Source organism: Streptomyces sp. NBC_00503, from assembly GCF_036346895.1.
Classification (GTDB): domain Bacteria; phylum Actinomycetota; class Actinomycetes; order Streptomycetales; family Streptomycetaceae; genus Streptomyces.
The window spans coordinates 911,081-924,718 of the sequence record NZ_CP107855.1 but is presented as its reverse complement, the minus strand read 5'-3'; the positions used below and the strand labels follow the sequence as shown (position 1 = coordinate 924,718).

The window sequence follows — 13,638 nt, the reverse complement described above, 5'->3', positions numbered from 1 at the left end:
GCGCGGGCGCGCGGGCGTACGCTGATCCCCCGAACAGGCCTGGGGGGTACCAGCCATGACGGACCGCCGGACCCGCAAACGGCGCACGATGTTCGAACGCGAGGCGGAGCTCACCACCGTGGACGAGGCCCTGGACCAGCTCACGGGTCCCGGGCCCGACGCCGACGGAGCCCTGCTGGCCTTCTCCGGACCCGCCGGCCTCGGCAAGACCACGCTCCTCGCTGAAGTCCGCCGCCGCGCCCACGCCAGAGCCTGCACCGTCCTCGCCGCCCGCGGCGGCGAACAGGAACAGAGCCAGCCGTTCCACGTCGCCCGCCAGCTCATCCAGCCCCAGCTGGCCGGAACCACCGACGAGGAACTGCGCGCCGCGCTCGGCAGCTGGTACTCCATCGTCGGCCCCGCCCTCGGCCTCTGCGCCGCCGAACAGGGAGCCCCGCCCGACCCCCAGGGCCTGCGCGACGGACTCGACTGGGTCCTCACCCACCTCATCGTCCAGCGCGCCCCCGTCACCCTCGTCCTCGACGACGCCCACTGGGCCGACCCCGAGTCCCTCTCCTGGCTCGCCGCCTTCGCCCCGCGCGCCGAACACCTCCCGCTGCTCCTCGTCGTCGCCTACCGGCCCGACGAACTGCCCGCGCACGCCGAAGCGTTCCGTACGCTGCCCGGTCGCGCGGGACACCGCCCGCTGGCCCTCGCGCCGCTCACCGCCGAGGCCGTCTCCACCCTGGTCCGCGAGTCCGTCGGGGACCACGCCGACGATGCCTTCTGCCGCGAAGCCTGGGCCGTCACCACCGGCAACCCCTTCGAAGCCGTCGAACTCGCCGTGAAGGTACGGGACAAGGGCCTCGCCCCCGTCGAAGCCAGCGCCCCGCTGCTGCGCGACCTCGCGGCCGCCCAGCGCGGCAGCGGGCTCGTCGCCCGCCTGCACAGCCTCGGCCCCTCCACCGTCCGCTTCGCCTGGGCCTGCGCCGTCCTCGGCACCGACATTCCCCGGGAACTCGCCGCCCGGGTCGCCGGACTCGGCACCGAGGAGGCCGTCGACGCCACCGGACGGCTGCGCGACGCCCGCATCCTGTCGGCCGCAGTGGAAGCCGCCGCCGAAGCCGCAGCCGCCGCAGCCGCCGGACCCGGCGGCCGCGACGAGGCCGGGCTGGAGTTCGTCCACCCGCTCATCGCCACCGCCATATACCGGGCCATCCCCGACGCCCTGCGGGTCGCCCTGCACGGAAAGGCCGCCGCGGCCGTACTCGACGCCGGGCTCGGGCCCTCCGCGGCCGCCCGCCACCTGCTGGAGACCCACCCCGAGAACGACCCGTGGGTGGTGCGCACCCTGCGCGAGGCCGCCGGCGAGAACCTCCGGGCCGGTGCCCCCGAAGCCGCCCGCCGCCAGCTCGCACGGGCCCTGCGCGAACCCCCGGACTTCGACGAACGCGCAGCCGTCCTCTACGAGCTCGGCTGCGCCTCCCTGCTCACCGAGCCCGCCAACACCGTCAACCACCTGCGCGCCGCCCTCGCGGAGCCCTTCGAGGACCAGACGCTGCGCCAGGACATCGTGATCCGGCTCGCCCAGGTGCTCTCGCACAGCGACCGCCTCGCCGAGGCCTCCGAGTCCCTCGCGCGGGAGATCCCCCATGCCCAGGACGTACGGGCCCGGCTGCGCCTGCAGTCCGAGCAGTTCATGTGGGACGCCTTCAACGCCGCCGAGACCGACTCCCCGGCCCGCTCGCGGCGCCTCACGAAGCTCGCCGACCGGCTCACCGGCCGCGATCTCACAGAGCGGTACGTCATCGGGCTGCGCGCGTGGGACGCCTGCCTGCGCGGAGAGCCGGTGGACGTGGTCCTTCACCACGCGGGGCGGGTGCTCGAGACCGGGTTCAGCTGGGCGTACGCGGACCGCGGCTTCGAGGTCCCGGTCCTGGTGGCCATGGTGCACATGTACGCCGACCGGCCGGACCGCGCGGAGGAACTGTTCGAGGCCGGCACCGCCGAGTTCGAGCGGCAGGGCTGGCGCGGGGCGCACCTGTCCTTCGCGTACAGCCTGCGCGCGTACATCCGCTACCGGCGCGGACGGCTCGTCGAGGCGGAGGAGCTGGCCCGGGCCGGGCTGAGGCTCGCCGAGCGCGTGGGACGCCGTACGCCCGTGCACTGGTACGCCATCGCGATCCTCGTCACCACCCTGCTGGCGCGGGGCCGGGTGGACGAGGCCTGGGAGCTGGCACGGGAACACGAGTACGGGGAGCCCTTCCCGTCGGCGGTGGTCTTCCCGGACTCCCAGACGGTCTACGCGGAACTCCTGCTCGCCCGCGGCCAGGCGAAGGCGGCGGCCGCCGAGCTGGAGGCGGTGGGCCGCAGGCTCACCCCGCGCGGGATCCAGAACCCGTCCTGGTGCCCGTGGCGGCTCCTGCTGGCACGCGCGGTTTCCGCGGAGGACCCGGCGCGGGCCCGGGAGCTGGCCGCGGACGCGGTGCGGCGGGCCCGTGCCTTCGGGGCTGCGTCCGGCATCGGCCAGGCCCTGCGGGTGGCTGCGGAGGTGGCTTCGCCGCAGGACCGGCCGGCGCTCCTGGAGGAGGCCGTGGAAGTCCTGTCGGCTTCCCCCGCCGGGTACGAGCTGGCGCTTGCGTTGGCCGTGCTGGGGGCGGAGCGGGGGGACGCCGAGCTGCTGCGGCGGGCGGCGGTCGCGGCCCGGGAGTGCGGGGCGGACGGGCTGGCGGGCACGGCCACGGCCGCGCTGCTCGCCCTCGGCGGTGCCCTGCCGTGCGGCTCCGCAGCCGACGCGGGCCCGCTCCCCGCGCTCTGACCCTGCGGGGCTGGTCCCCTACCCGCCCTTCCACCGTTCCCCGGGCTCTGCCCGGACCCGGTCCTCAAACGCCGGACGGGCTGGATACATCCAGCCTCGCCGGCGTTTGAGGCGCGGGGTCCGGGGCGGAGCCCCGGGGAACGGTGGAAGGGCGGGGAGGGGACCTTCGCCCCGCGCAGCGGCGCACCCGCGGCCGGGGCCGGGGCCCGTGGGTCAGGGGAGCGGCCCAGGGTGCCCCGGGTCGAAGGGGAGGGGAGGGCCGGGAAACGCGGGCGGGCACGTACCATTGGCGGCATGTCCTTCCTCCGCCGCCACCGCGCCGCCACACCCGCCGGCCCGGACTTCGACGTCCTGGCCATGGACCCGGGGGACTGGCCGGGCAATCTCGGGGCCGGGCTGCTGCCCGCGCCCGACGGCAGCTGCCAGGGTGTCTTCCTCCGCTACGACCTGTTCGGCGGACGCGGCCCCGCGATGATCATCGGGAACCTCCCCGAGGGATCCCCCGCCCGTGACCTCTCCGAGGGGCAGGTCCCCTTCGAGGTGGCCCAGCTCCTCGACGCCCTCGAGAACGACGAGGACGTCGAGGTCACCGGAGCCGAGGACTGCCCCGTCATGCAGGGCGACAACCTCCTCATCGTCCGGAAGATCAAGCTCTCCGAGACGCGGATCAGCTGCGTGCAGTTCGACCGCAGCGACAACGTGCTGGTCACCATCGCGAGCTGGGACCGGCCCATCACCGACGACCTCTACGCGCTCCTGAAGCCGCTCCCGGCGGAGCTCTTCCAGCAGGGCTAGTCCACGGCCGTCACCCGTTGGCTATGTCGTTCGCCGCGACGTAGCCGAAGGTCATCGCGGGACCGATGGTCGATCCGGCCCCCGCGTAGCTGTGTCCCATCACTGCCGCACTCGCGTTGCCCGCCGCCCACAGGCCCTGGATCACCGATCCGTCGGCCCGCAGCGCGCGGGCCCGCGCGTCCGTGACGATGCCGCCCTTCGTGCCCAGGTCACCCGGCACGATCTTGAAGGCGTAGAACGGCGGCGCCCAGATGGGGGCCAGGCACGAGTTCGGCGTGACACCCGGGTCCGTGTAGTAGTGGTCGTAGGCCGTGTCGCCCCGGTGGAAGTCGGGGTCGGCGCCGTTCCAGGCCTGTGCGTTGAACCGGTTGAGGGTGGAGCGCAGGGCGCCCGACGGCACACCGATCTGGTTGGCCAGCGCGTCCCAGGTCCACGCCTTCTTGGCCGCGCCCACCTCGTACCAGGAGTCGGGGAAGACGATGGTCGGCAGGATGTCCTTGAACAGGTACTTGTTGCGGTAGTTCTGATCCACGATCAGCCACGCGGGGATGTGCGATCCGGTCGCCGCGCGGTCCTTCTCGTACATCACGTGCACCACATCGCTGTACGGAGCGGCCTCGTTGACGAAGCGGGCACCGTTCCCGTTGACCATCAGGCCGCCCGGCAGGGTCCGTTCGGCCAGGCAGAAGTACGGCTCGTTCGGCAGCGGGATCGAAGGGCCCCACCAGGCGTCCTCCATCAAGGCCAGTGCCGCGCCCGCCCGTTGGCCCGCGCGGATGCCGTCGCCGGTGTTCTCCTTCGCGCCGACCGACCACTGGGTGCCGATCGGCTGCTGCTGGTACTGGGCCCGCATCTGCGCGTTGTGCTCGAAGCCGCCCGAGCCGATGACCACGCCCTTGCGGGCCCGCACGACGCCCCGTACGCCCTCCTTCTCCACCACCACGCCGGTGACCGCGCCGCCCTCCTGGACCAGGTCGACGAGGGGGCTGTTCAGCCACACCGGAACCCCGGCCTGCATCAGTCCGGCCCGCAGACCGGTCGCCAGGGCCTGGCCCATGGTCAGCGGCTTCTGCCCGCACAGCGCGGCTGCCGTGCCGCGCGCCAGGCATTCGGTGGACACCGCGAGGCCCTTGGCGCTGACGGCCGCCAGGTTGAGCCACTTGTAGTCCTGGCTGAAGACCACCATTCCGGCCGGCACCGGCATGTACGCCGGGTTCAGGTGCGCCAGTTCGGCGCCGAGGATGTTGCCGTCGATCTGGTCCGGCTCGATGGAGCGGCCGTTCGGGAGCCCGCCGGGGAGGTTGGGGTAGTAGTCGCTGTAGCCGTCCATGAAGCGGAAGCGCAGCGGGCTGTTGGCCATCACGAAGTCCAGCATCCGGGGCCCGTTGGCGAGGAAGGCCGCCTGCCGGTCCGGCGAGGAGCCGTTGCCGACCACCGCGGACAGGTACGTCGCGGCCTTCGCCGGGGTGTCGGGAACCCCGGCACCCAGGATCACGGAGTTGTTCGGCAGCCAGATGCCGGCGCCCGAACGGGCGGCGGATCCGCCGAAGGTCGGGGCCTTCTCGACCACGAGCACGCTCAGGCCCCGCTTGGCGGCGGTGAGCGCGGCGGTCATCCCGGATGCCCCGGATCCGACCACGACGACGTCGTACTCGCCGAGCGGGGGCCCGTCTTGGGCACTGTCGGCACGCGCCGCCGCGGCCGGCAGCACGGTGGCGGCCAGCACCCCGGCGCCGGTCCCGGCGAGGACCGTCCGGCGGGAGGGGAGGGCGGGACTCGGTTCGGTCATGGGCAGGCTCCAGTGGCGTGGGGCGGGAGGGAGTGGATCCAGCATTCTGATGCTGAGTCAGAAAAGGTGTTCGGGGGATCATGTGAAGTCAAGGCATACGCGCCAGTTCGGGCCGGTCGGGAATCGGCCCCCGGACATGCAAAATCCCGTGGCCCGCACACCGGATGTGCGCACCACGGGATTTCGGGGCCGGCCGGACCGGGCCGTTACGCCGCTCTGCCCGGCAGGATCCGGAAGGGACGGCCTAGTTGTCGTACGGGGTGACTCCGCTGAGCACGAGTCCGGGCCGGTCGGCCGACGGTGCGTAGTTGGCGTACGGAGTGACCCCGCTGAGCACCAGTCCGCTCCCGCCCGTCGCAGGGGCGGCCCCCGCGACCGCCGTCACCGCCGCTGCCGCGAGCCCCGCCGCCAGCACGACGGCCGCCACAACATTGCGCATGCACATGTTTCCTCCCCTGTGCCGCCCCGCACGCGCGGGGGGCGGACACCAGTGTGCCCGCCCCCCGCGCATCCGCCGGTTCCTCAGCGCGTGCCGACCGCCGCACGGACCGCTCTGCGGGCCATGCCCGCGTCGTCGTGCAGGCGACGCAGCAGCAGCCGCTGCTCCTCGCCCGAGGACAGGGCGCCCGCCGCTACGGGCTGGGCCGGGCCGGTCGCCAGCATCGAGCGCTGCACCGCCGTCTCGGCCATCCGGATCTCCCGGGTCAGCACCAGCATCAGGTTGACCAGGAAGGCGTCCCGCGCGGCCGGACCGGCCGCCTGTGCCATGCGGCTGATCTGGGACCGGGCGGCCGGGGCGTCGCCCAGTACCGTCCAGAGCGTGGCCAGGTCGTAGCCGGGGCGGTACCAGCCCGCGTGCTCCCAGTCGAGGAGCACCGGACCCGCGGGGGACAGCAGCAGGTTCGACAGCAGTGCGTCGCCGTGGTTGAACTGCCAGGGGTTGCCTGAGAGCTTCACCCCGTGCAGCAGCTTCTGCAGGTCGCCGAAGTCACGGTCGGTCAGCAGGCCCTGCTGGTAGTCCCGGGCGATCCGCCGGTCGTAGTCCAGGGGCCTCGTGAACAGCTCCTCGGCCGGCTGCCAGCCGTTCACCTGGCGCACCGCGCCCAGCGCCGCCCGCAGATCGGGGCGCGGCGGGGCTTCCACCGGATGCCGCTGGAGCGCCGCCACCCGGCCCGCCATCCGCTCGACCACCAGCGTGCAGTTCTCGGGGTCGGCGGCGATCAGCCGAGGCACCCGGACCGGCGGGCGGTGCCGGACGAACGTCCGGTACGCCGCTATTTCGTGCCGGTACCGCTCGCACCACTCGGACGAGTGATCCAGTAAAACCTTCGCGACGGCCGTCATCCGTCCGGTGGTTCCCACCAGCAGGACCGAACGTCCGCTGCGCCGCAGTACCTGGACCGGTGCGAACTCCGGACAGATGCGCTGCACCGAGGCGAGCGCCGTGCGCAACTGCGCACCCTGCGGCCCCGAGAGGTCGATCCGTCCGCTGAGAGGCTGTGATCCGGTCCCCGGCAGTCGCCGCGCCCGTACGGCGCCCGGCGCCGCTGCCGCGGGGCGGCCGGGTTCGAGGTAGGGGCCGCCGCCCGCGGGGAAAGTGCGGTGCGGCCGGACCGGGGCGGACACGGAGGTCGTTGCTGCGTACATGGCGTTACGGATCCCTTCGTGCGCCGACGAGTTGCGTACGCCGCCCCGCCGGATCCCGTGCATCACCCTGGGGAGTTCCGCCGGTGACCGGGTCGGGGAGGCGCATTCCTACCTGACACCCGGCCGTGGGTGGCGGACCACATTGCGTGCCCTGGCGAACCCTGGCGAATAGTCGCTCGGCATCTGACGGGGGGCTACTGTCAACTCAGCCGAGAACCTGGGGGCTTGACGTGAGCAAAGGACCAAACACCCGTCTGAACGACCTGTTCGGCCTGGCCGGCTGGTCGAAGGGCGAACTGGCGAGGATGGTCAACCGGCAGGCGGCCTCCATGGGCCACCACCAGCTGGCCACGGACACCTCGCGGGTGCGGCGCTGGATCGACATGGGGGAAACCCCGCGCGAACCGGTGCCCACGGTACTGGCAGCACTGTTCACCGAGCGGCTCGGTCGTGTCGTGACCATCGAGGACCTCGGGTTCGTACGACAACGGCGCTCCGCCAAACGGCAGCCGGACGGGGAGAAGGAGAACCCCGACGGAATGCCCTGGGCGCCCGAACGCACAGCCGCGGTCCTCACCGAATTCACGGGAATGGACCTCATGCTCAACCGTCGCGGTCTGATGGGCGCGGGTGCCGCGCTCACCGCCGGCTCAGCCCTCAGCAACGCCATGTACGACTGGCTCCACACCGACCCGGCCCGCGCCAAGGGCGCGCAGCGCCACGACGAGTACTTCCAGGCCGAAGGAGTAGGTTCCGACCGCTACGAGGCCGCGCCGATCGGCTCCCAGGAGATGGAGGCGCTGGAGCACTCCGTGGAGGTCTTCCGCGCCTGGGACGCCTCCAGAGGCGGCGGCCTCCAGCGCAAGGCCGTGGTCGGCCAGCTCAACGAGGTCGGCGGCATGCTCGCGTACCACCACCCCGACCACCTCCAGCGGCGCCTGTGGGGGGTGGCGGCCAACCTGGCGGTGCTGGCGGGCTGGATGTCCCACGACGTGGGCCTGGAGCCGACCGCCCAGAAGTACTTCGTCATCGCCGCGCACGCGGCCCGCGAGGGCGGCGACCGGCCGCGCGCGGGAGAGGCGCTGTCCCGCGCGGCCCGCCAGATGGTCCACCTGGGCAAGCCGAACGAGGCCCTCGACCTGATGAAGCTGGCCCAGTCGGGCTCCGGAGAGCAGACCCTGCCCCGCACCCGCGCCATGCTGCACACCATCGAGGCCTGGGCCCAGGCCGCGCTCGGCAAGGGCCAGGCGATGCGCCGCACCCTCGGCGAGGCCGAGGACCTCTTCGTCTCCACCTCGGGAGACGTGCCGCCGCCCTCGTGGATGCAGCACTTCGACGAGGCCGACCTGCACGGCATGCAGGCGCTGGCCTTCCGTACCCTCGCCGACCACGATCCCTCGGCGGCGCCGATCGCCCAGCGGCACGCCAAGGAGGCCCTGCGGCTGCGCGCGGACGGCCACCAGCGGTCGAAGATCTTCGACTACATCTCGATGGCCTCGGCCTGCTTCATCGCCAACGACCCCGAACAGGCCGACCGCTACGCCCGTCTCGCGCTCGTCTCGATGAACGAGACCTCCTCGCACCGCACATGGGACCGGCTGCGCGAGATGTACCGGCTGACCGGCCACTACTCCGGCTTCGCCGGCATCGAGGACCTCCGCGAGGAGATCAAACTGGCGCTCCCCAACAGCCCGGTGACCACGCGCACGGTGTGATGCGCGTACGGGCGGGGGCCCGCCGGGGGGACCGACGGGACGAGCAAGGCCGCGCCTTCCGGCGCGGCCTCGGGATCAGCATGTGGATCGGTGCGTGGACCGGTACGCGGTGCGGGTGCGGACGGCGGCTGCGCGCGGCTACACGTTGATCCGGGCCACCAGCACGCAGGCGTCGTCCTCGCGCTCGCCCTCGCCGAACTCCCCGATCACCAGCCGTACGCAGTCCTGCGCCGACCTGGCGGCCGAGAACTGCGGCGCCAGCGCCAGCAGTCGCTCGGTCCCGTCGGCCCTGCTGAACTCGATGCTGCGCGGGGTCAGTCCGTCGGTGTGCAGGACCAGTACGTCGCCCACCTCCAGCCGCTCCTCCGCCTGACCGTACGAGGCACCGGAGGTGGCTCCCAGCAGCACGCCCTCCGGCGGCAGCAGGGCGCGGCCCTGGCCGCGGCGGAAGAGAAGCGGGGCGGGGTGGCCGGCCTGCGCCCAGGACAGCACCCGGCGCGCGGGATCGTAGCGACAGCACACCGCGGAACCGAGAGCGGGCTGCACGGAGGTTTCCAGGAGCTGGTTCAGCCAGCCCATCAGGGGGCCCGGCTCGATGCCGGCCATGGCCATGCCGCGCAGGGCTCCGAGCATCATCGCCATGCCGGAGGTGGCGGTCACACCGTGGCCCGTCAGGTCACCGACCGTCAGCATCGATTGTCCGTGCGGCAGTTCGAGGGCGTCGTACCAGTCGCCGCCGATCAGGGCGCTGGTCGCGGAGGGCAGGTAGTGCGCGGCCACGTCCAGGGCCCCGGTGCTGTCGTGCGGGAACCGCAGGGAGCCGCGCCACGGGGGGAGCACGGCTTCCTGCAGCTCGACCGCCAGCCGGCGCTCGGTCTGCGCGATCTCCCGCCGGCGCTGCAGCGAGTCACGGGACTCGCGCACCGCCCGCTGGCTCCGGCGCAGTTCACTCACGTCCCGCAGCACGGCCCACATGGAGGCCGTGCAGCCGTCGGAGTCGAGTACCGGCTCGCCCCTCATGTGCAGCGTCCGGACGCGGCCGTCGGCCCGGACGATGCGGAACTCGCCGTCTATCGGCTTGCCGTCCACCAAGCAGGCCGTGACCATCGCGGTCAGCACCGGCTGGTCCTCGGAGAACAGGGTGGAGCCCAGTTCATCGAGGGGCAGCGCGCCGCTCTCGGGGGAGCGGCCGAAGATCTGGAACAGCTCGTCGGACCAACTGACCTCGTCGGTCAGCAGGTTCCACTCGGCGCTGCCGACCCGGGTCTGCTGCGCCTCCACCCCGGCGGGCCCGATCTCCGGGGCCGGGGGCGCCAGCGGCAGCTCGACGGCTTCGGGAACGGTGGGCGGCAGCCCTTCCTTGAGCTGGCCGAGGTGCTCGCGGAGGTCGTCGAGGTGGTGCACGGCGAGATCGCAGAGCGCGCGCTGCCACCGGCCCTGGGCATCGTCGTCGTCGACCACGGTGTCGCGGCGGACGGCGTCGACTTCTCCCCGCAACCGTCGGGTCTGGGAGATCAGCGCGTCCACCGACCCGGGCTCCGGAGGCTGCGCGGGACGGTCCGCGTACAGGTGGGACGGCATGAGAACTCCGATACAGGCGCGGCACGGCCAAATCTGAAAGGTAGGACCGGTTCTGAAGGAAGGGCCGGTAACGACTGTGGCACAGCCAGCGACGGCCTGTAAGGCGTTTGGCAACATCTGCGGCGGTCTTGCTTAAGGCATATGCCTGCGGCCTCCCGGCCCCTTGCGGGTGTACGAACGAATCCGGTCAGCCCTGCCGACGGGGGCGGAGCGGGCGCACTCGAAGGGCGCCCGCTCCGCCCCCCGGCCACCCCCGTTTCCCGTCCTGCGCCCGCGGCCGGAAACCGGCCTTCCGGACGAGGGCGGTCGATCGTACGGCCGAGGTGTGCGAGGAGCACCCTGCATCGAACTCGCGCAGGTCCGCCCGGAACCCGGATCAACACCACCGTGCGCGCACCCCCCCGAACGGAGGACGCCGTGCTCCGCGGGCGGGCGGCCGCTCCCGACTTCCCACCGCATCCGGTGATCGCTACCCTACGTGTCGGTAATGAGCCGGGGAGGCTCGCTTCGGCGGGCTGCGCGCAGGGTGGGGACACAACGACATGACCGGGCAGAGCCATGCGCCGACCGAGGAACACAGCGGGAGTCGCTCCACCGGAGGCCGGAGCCGCCGCTCCTTCCTCACCTACCTCGTCGCGGCGCCGACCCTGGCCCTCGTCACCCGCGCCGGCGCCGACGTCCTCGCCCCGCAGCCCGCGCACGCCGTGATCCCGACCTTGCCGGCCCCCGCCGACCTCGTGGACCTCGGCGACCTGTTCATCCTGGCCGGCGCCCCCACCTCAGCCCTGCTCGCGCTCGTCGTCGAGGCCGACGGCACCATCCGCTTCCGGCTGCCCCGCGAAGAAGTCGGCCAGGGGCTCACCACCGCCGTGGCGATGCTCGTCGCCGAGGAACTCGACGCGCCGCTGGCCGGCGTACGGATCGAGCTGGACGACGCCCGCCCCGAGCTGCTCTTCAACCAGCTGACCGGCTCCTCCAACTCCATCCGCTCCCTCTACGGCCCGGTCCGCCAGTGCGCCGCCACCGCCCGCGCCCGCCTCGTGGCGGCCGCAGCCGTGCGCTGGAGCCTGGCGGCCTCCTCCCTCACCACCGCGAACGGCGCCGTCCGCGCCCCTGACGGCCGCACCGCCGGATACGGCTCCCTCGCCGCCGCGGCCGCCGACCCCGCCCTGATCGTCCTGGGCGCCACCCCCAAACAGGCCGCGAAGCACACCCTCGTCGGGAAGCCCACCACCCGGATCGACGCCCGCGCCATGGTCACCGGCGCCCAGCGCTACACCCTCGACCTCGACGTGCCCGGGGCCAAACCCTGCGTGGTCCGCCGGCCGCCCACCCTCGGCGGCAGCGTCCGCTCGGTGGCCAACCTCGCCGCCGTCCAGGCCATGCCCGGGGTCCTGCACGTGGTCACCATCGCCACCGGGGTCGCCGTCGTGGCCGAGACCTTCGGCCAGGCCCTCGACGCCAAGGCCGCCCTCCAGGTCACCTGGGGCCCCGGCCCCGCGGACCAGCTCTCGGACGCGCAGGTCCGTACGAAGCTGCGCGCCGCCACCGCCCCGCTGCTGGTGCCACCGCTGCTCACCGCCTACGTGGACGCCGAGTTCGACTTCGCCTTCGTCAGCCACGCCCCCATGGAGACCAACTCCGCCGTCGCCGACGTCCGCGAGGGCAGCGCCGAGATCTGGTCCGGGCTCAAGTCCCCGATCGTGGCCCGCGAGACCATCGCCGCCGATCTCGGGCTGCCGCTCGACAAGGTCACCGTCCACGTGGTCCAGGCCGGCGGCTCCTTCGGCCGGCGGCTCTTCTTCGACGCGGCCCTGGAGGCGGCCCGGGTCTCCAAGGCCTGCCGCCGCCCCGTCCGCCTGATGTGGACCCGCGTCGACGACACCCGGCACGGCCGGATGCGCCCCGCCACCCATCACAAGATCCGCGCCACCCACGCCCTCGGCGAGGTGCTCAGCTTCGAACACCGGGTCGCCGCCGCCGAGACCGACTTCCGGCACGGCCTCGGCGAGATCATCACCGCCACCGCCGCGAGCCTGCCGCTCGGCATCGCCAACGCCACCCTCGCCCAGACCCTGTTCCTGACCACCATCAAGTCCCCGTACCACTTCGGGCTCACCACCCAGGTGCTCACCGAGGTCCCGACCGGGGTGCCCACCGGCTCCTGGCGCTCGGTGTACTCGGCGAACACCCGCGGCGCCGAGGAGATCGTCGTCGACGAGCTGGCCGCCGCCACCGGACGGGACCCGTACCAGTTCCGCCGGACGTTCCTGAAGACGGCGGCGCAGCGGGCCGTGCTCGACAAGGTGGCCACGGAGGGCGGCTGGGGCCGGGCGATGCCCGCCGGATGCGCCCAGGGCATCGCCTTCCACGAGGAGTACAAGTCCCGGACCGCCTGCCTGGTCGAGATAGACACCCGGGACCCGGAGCACGTCCGCGTCACCAAGGCCGTCATCGCGGTGGACGTGGGCCTGCCCGTCAACCCGCGCGGACTGGAGGCCCAGATGATCGGCGGCCTGACCGACGCCATCTCCACCACGCTCAAGGCCGGCCTGCACCTGGACAAGGGCCTCCCGCTGGAGGGCAGTTACAGCCAGTTCCACTGGGCCAAGCAGCGCGACACCCCGAGGGACGTACGGGTCTTCGTGCTCCCGGCGACCGGAACCGAGCCGGGCGGAGCCGGCGAGCTCGGCCTGCCGGCCGCGGTGGGCGCGATCGCCAACGCCTACGGCCGCGCCACCGGCACGAAGCCCCGTAGCTTCCCCCTCGACTTCGACGTCGACTTCACCCCCTACCCCCGCTAGTCCAGGAGCTCATCCGTGCCCTCGCACACCTTCACCGTCAACGGGCAGAGCGTCACCGTGGACGCGCCCGACGATCTGCCCCTGCTGTGGGTGCTCCGCGACATGCTGGGCGTCCGCGGTCCCAAGTACGGCTGTGGGGTGGACGTCTGCAAGGCCTGCACCAGCCACCTCGACGGGGTGGACGTCCGCCCGTGCGTGGTGCCGGTCTCCGCGTGCGCGGGCAAGTCGGTGACCACCATCGAGGGGCTGGCCGACGGCGACGTGCTGCACCCGGTGCAGGAGGCCTGGCTCGAACAGGACGTCGCCCAGTGCGGGTTCTGCCAGCCCGGCCAGATCATGGCGGCCGTCGCCCTGCTGAAGCGCACCAGCGCGCCGACCGAGGAGGACATCGACGCGATCGCCAACATCTGCCGCTGCGGCACCTACTTCCGCATCCGGGAGGCCATCCGCAGCGCGGCGGCCAAGATGTGAGCAGAAGCGGCCGGGGCGTGGGCGCCGGTGGCCGGGACA

9 protein-coding genes are annotated in these 13,638 nt (G+C 73.0%); 5 read left to right on the top strand and 4 right to left on the bottom strand.

The window, feature by feature from the left end:
- The first annotated feature begins 55 nt into the window (after window positions 1–55).
- Complete coding sequence (locus OG490_RS04340; RefSeq protein ID WP_330294948.1) at window positions 56–2,797, top strand: ATP-binding protein; 2,742 nt, start codon at window positions 56–58, stop codon at window positions 2,795–2,797.
- 294 nt (window positions 2,798–3,091) lie between these two features.
- On the top strand, window positions 3,092–3,592 hold the full coding sequence (locus OG490_RS04335) for a hypothetical protein (protein WP_330294947.1): 501 nt from the start codon (window positions 3,092–3,094) through the stop codon (window positions 3,590–3,592).
- 10 nt (window positions 3,593–3,602) lie between these two features.
- On the opposite strand, the gene kstD is transcribed toward OG490_RS04335, so the two are convergent.
- The 3 genes from kstD to OG490_RS04320 all read right to left on the bottom strand — a co-directional run bounded on the left by kstD (window position 3,603) and on the right by OG490_RS04320 (window position 7,028).
- Window positions 3,603–5,381 (bottom strand): 3-oxosteroid 1-dehydrogenase, encoded by a 1,779-nt coding sequence (gene kstD / locus OG490_RS04330; protein WP_330294946.1) that lies wholly within the window; start codon window positions 5,379–5,381, stop codon window positions 3,603–3,605.
- A 244-nt stretch (window positions 5,382–5,625) separates the two neighbouring features.
- Window positions 5,626–5,820, bottom strand: coding sequence for a hypothetical protein (locus tag OG490_RS04325; RefSeq protein ID WP_330294945.1), 195 nt, complete (start codon window positions 5,818–5,820; stop codon window positions 5,626–5,628).
- A gap of 83 nt (window positions 5,821–5,903) precedes the next feature.
- On the bottom strand, window positions 5,904–7,028 hold the full coding sequence (locus tag OG490_RS04320) for an aminoglycoside phosphotransferase family protein (RefSeq protein WP_330294944.1): 1,125 nt from the start codon (window positions 7,026–7,028) through the stop codon (window positions 5,904–5,906).
- A gap of 230 nt (window positions 7,029–7,258) precedes the next feature.
- Between OG490_RS04320 and OG490_RS04315 the strand changes: the two genes are divergently transcribed.
- Window positions 7,259–8,743 (top strand): DNA-binding protein NsdB, encoded by a 1,485-nt coding sequence (locus tag OG490_RS04315; RefSeq protein ID WP_330294943.1) that lies wholly within the window; start codon window positions 7,259–7,261, stop codon window positions 8,741–8,743.
- Window positions 8,744–8,881: 138 nt separating this feature from the next.
- Here the strand turns inward: OG490_RS04315 and OG490_RS04310 are convergent, their stop codons facing one another.
- Window positions 8,882–10,324 carry a PP2C family protein-serine/threonine phosphatase gene (locus OG490_RS04310; protein ID WP_330294942.1) on the bottom strand — a complete coding sequence of 481 codons (1,443 nt, stop codon included), beginning with the start codon at window positions 10,322–10,324 and terminating at the stop codon, window positions 8,882–8,884.
- Window positions 10,325–10,866: 542 nt separating this feature from the next.
- On the opposite strand from OG490_RS04310, the gene OG490_RS04305 reads away from it, so the two are divergent.
- Together OG490_RS04305 and OG490_RS04300 are read left to right on the top strand one after the other, a co-directional pair.
- Entirely contained in the window at window positions 10,867–13,128 is a 2,262-nt protein-coding gene (locus OG490_RS04305) for a xanthine dehydrogenase family protein molybdopterin-binding subunit (RefSeq protein WP_330294941.1), read from the top strand.
- Between the two features lie 15 nt (window positions 13,129–13,143).
- On the top strand, window positions 13,144–13,599 hold the full coding sequence (locus OG490_RS04300) for a (2Fe-2S)-binding protein (RefSeq protein ID WP_330294940.1): 456 nt from the start codon (window positions 13,144–13,146) through the stop codon (window positions 13,597–13,599).
- Window positions 13,600–13,638 lie beyond the last annotated feature (39 nt).

What these genes read in the sequence shown, in the direction of transcription:
- OG490_RS04340 (WP_330294948.1), top strand. Translation starts at nt 56, where the DNA reads ATGACGGACCGCCGGACCCGCAAACGGCGCACGATGTTCGAACGCGAG.
- OG490_RS04335 (WP_330294947.1), top strand. Translation starts at nt 3,092, where the DNA reads ATGTCCTTCCTCCGCCGCCACCGCGCCGCCACACCCGCCGGCCCGGAC.
- kstD (WP_330294946.1), bottom strand. Translation starts at nt 5,381, where the DNA reads ATGACCGAACCGAGTCCCGCCCTCCCCTCCCGCCGGACGGTCCTCGCC.
- OG490_RS04325 (WP_330294945.1), bottom strand. Translation starts at nt 5,820, where the DNA reads ATGCGCAATGTTGTGGCGGCCGTCGTGCTGGCGGCGGGGCTCGCGGCA.
- OG490_RS04320 (WP_330294944.1), bottom strand. Translation starts at nt 7,028, where the DNA reads ATGTACGCAGCAACGACCTCCGTGTCCGCCCCGGTCCGGCCGCACCGC.
- OG490_RS04310 (WP_330294942.1), bottom strand. Translation starts at nt 10,324, where the DNA reads ATGCCGTCCCACCTGTACGCGGACCGTCCCGCGCAGCCTCCGGAGCCC.
- OG490_RS04305 (WP_330294941.1), top strand. Translation starts at nt 10,867, where the DNA reads ATGACCGGGCAGAGCCATGCGCCGACCGAGGAACACAGCGGGAGTCGC.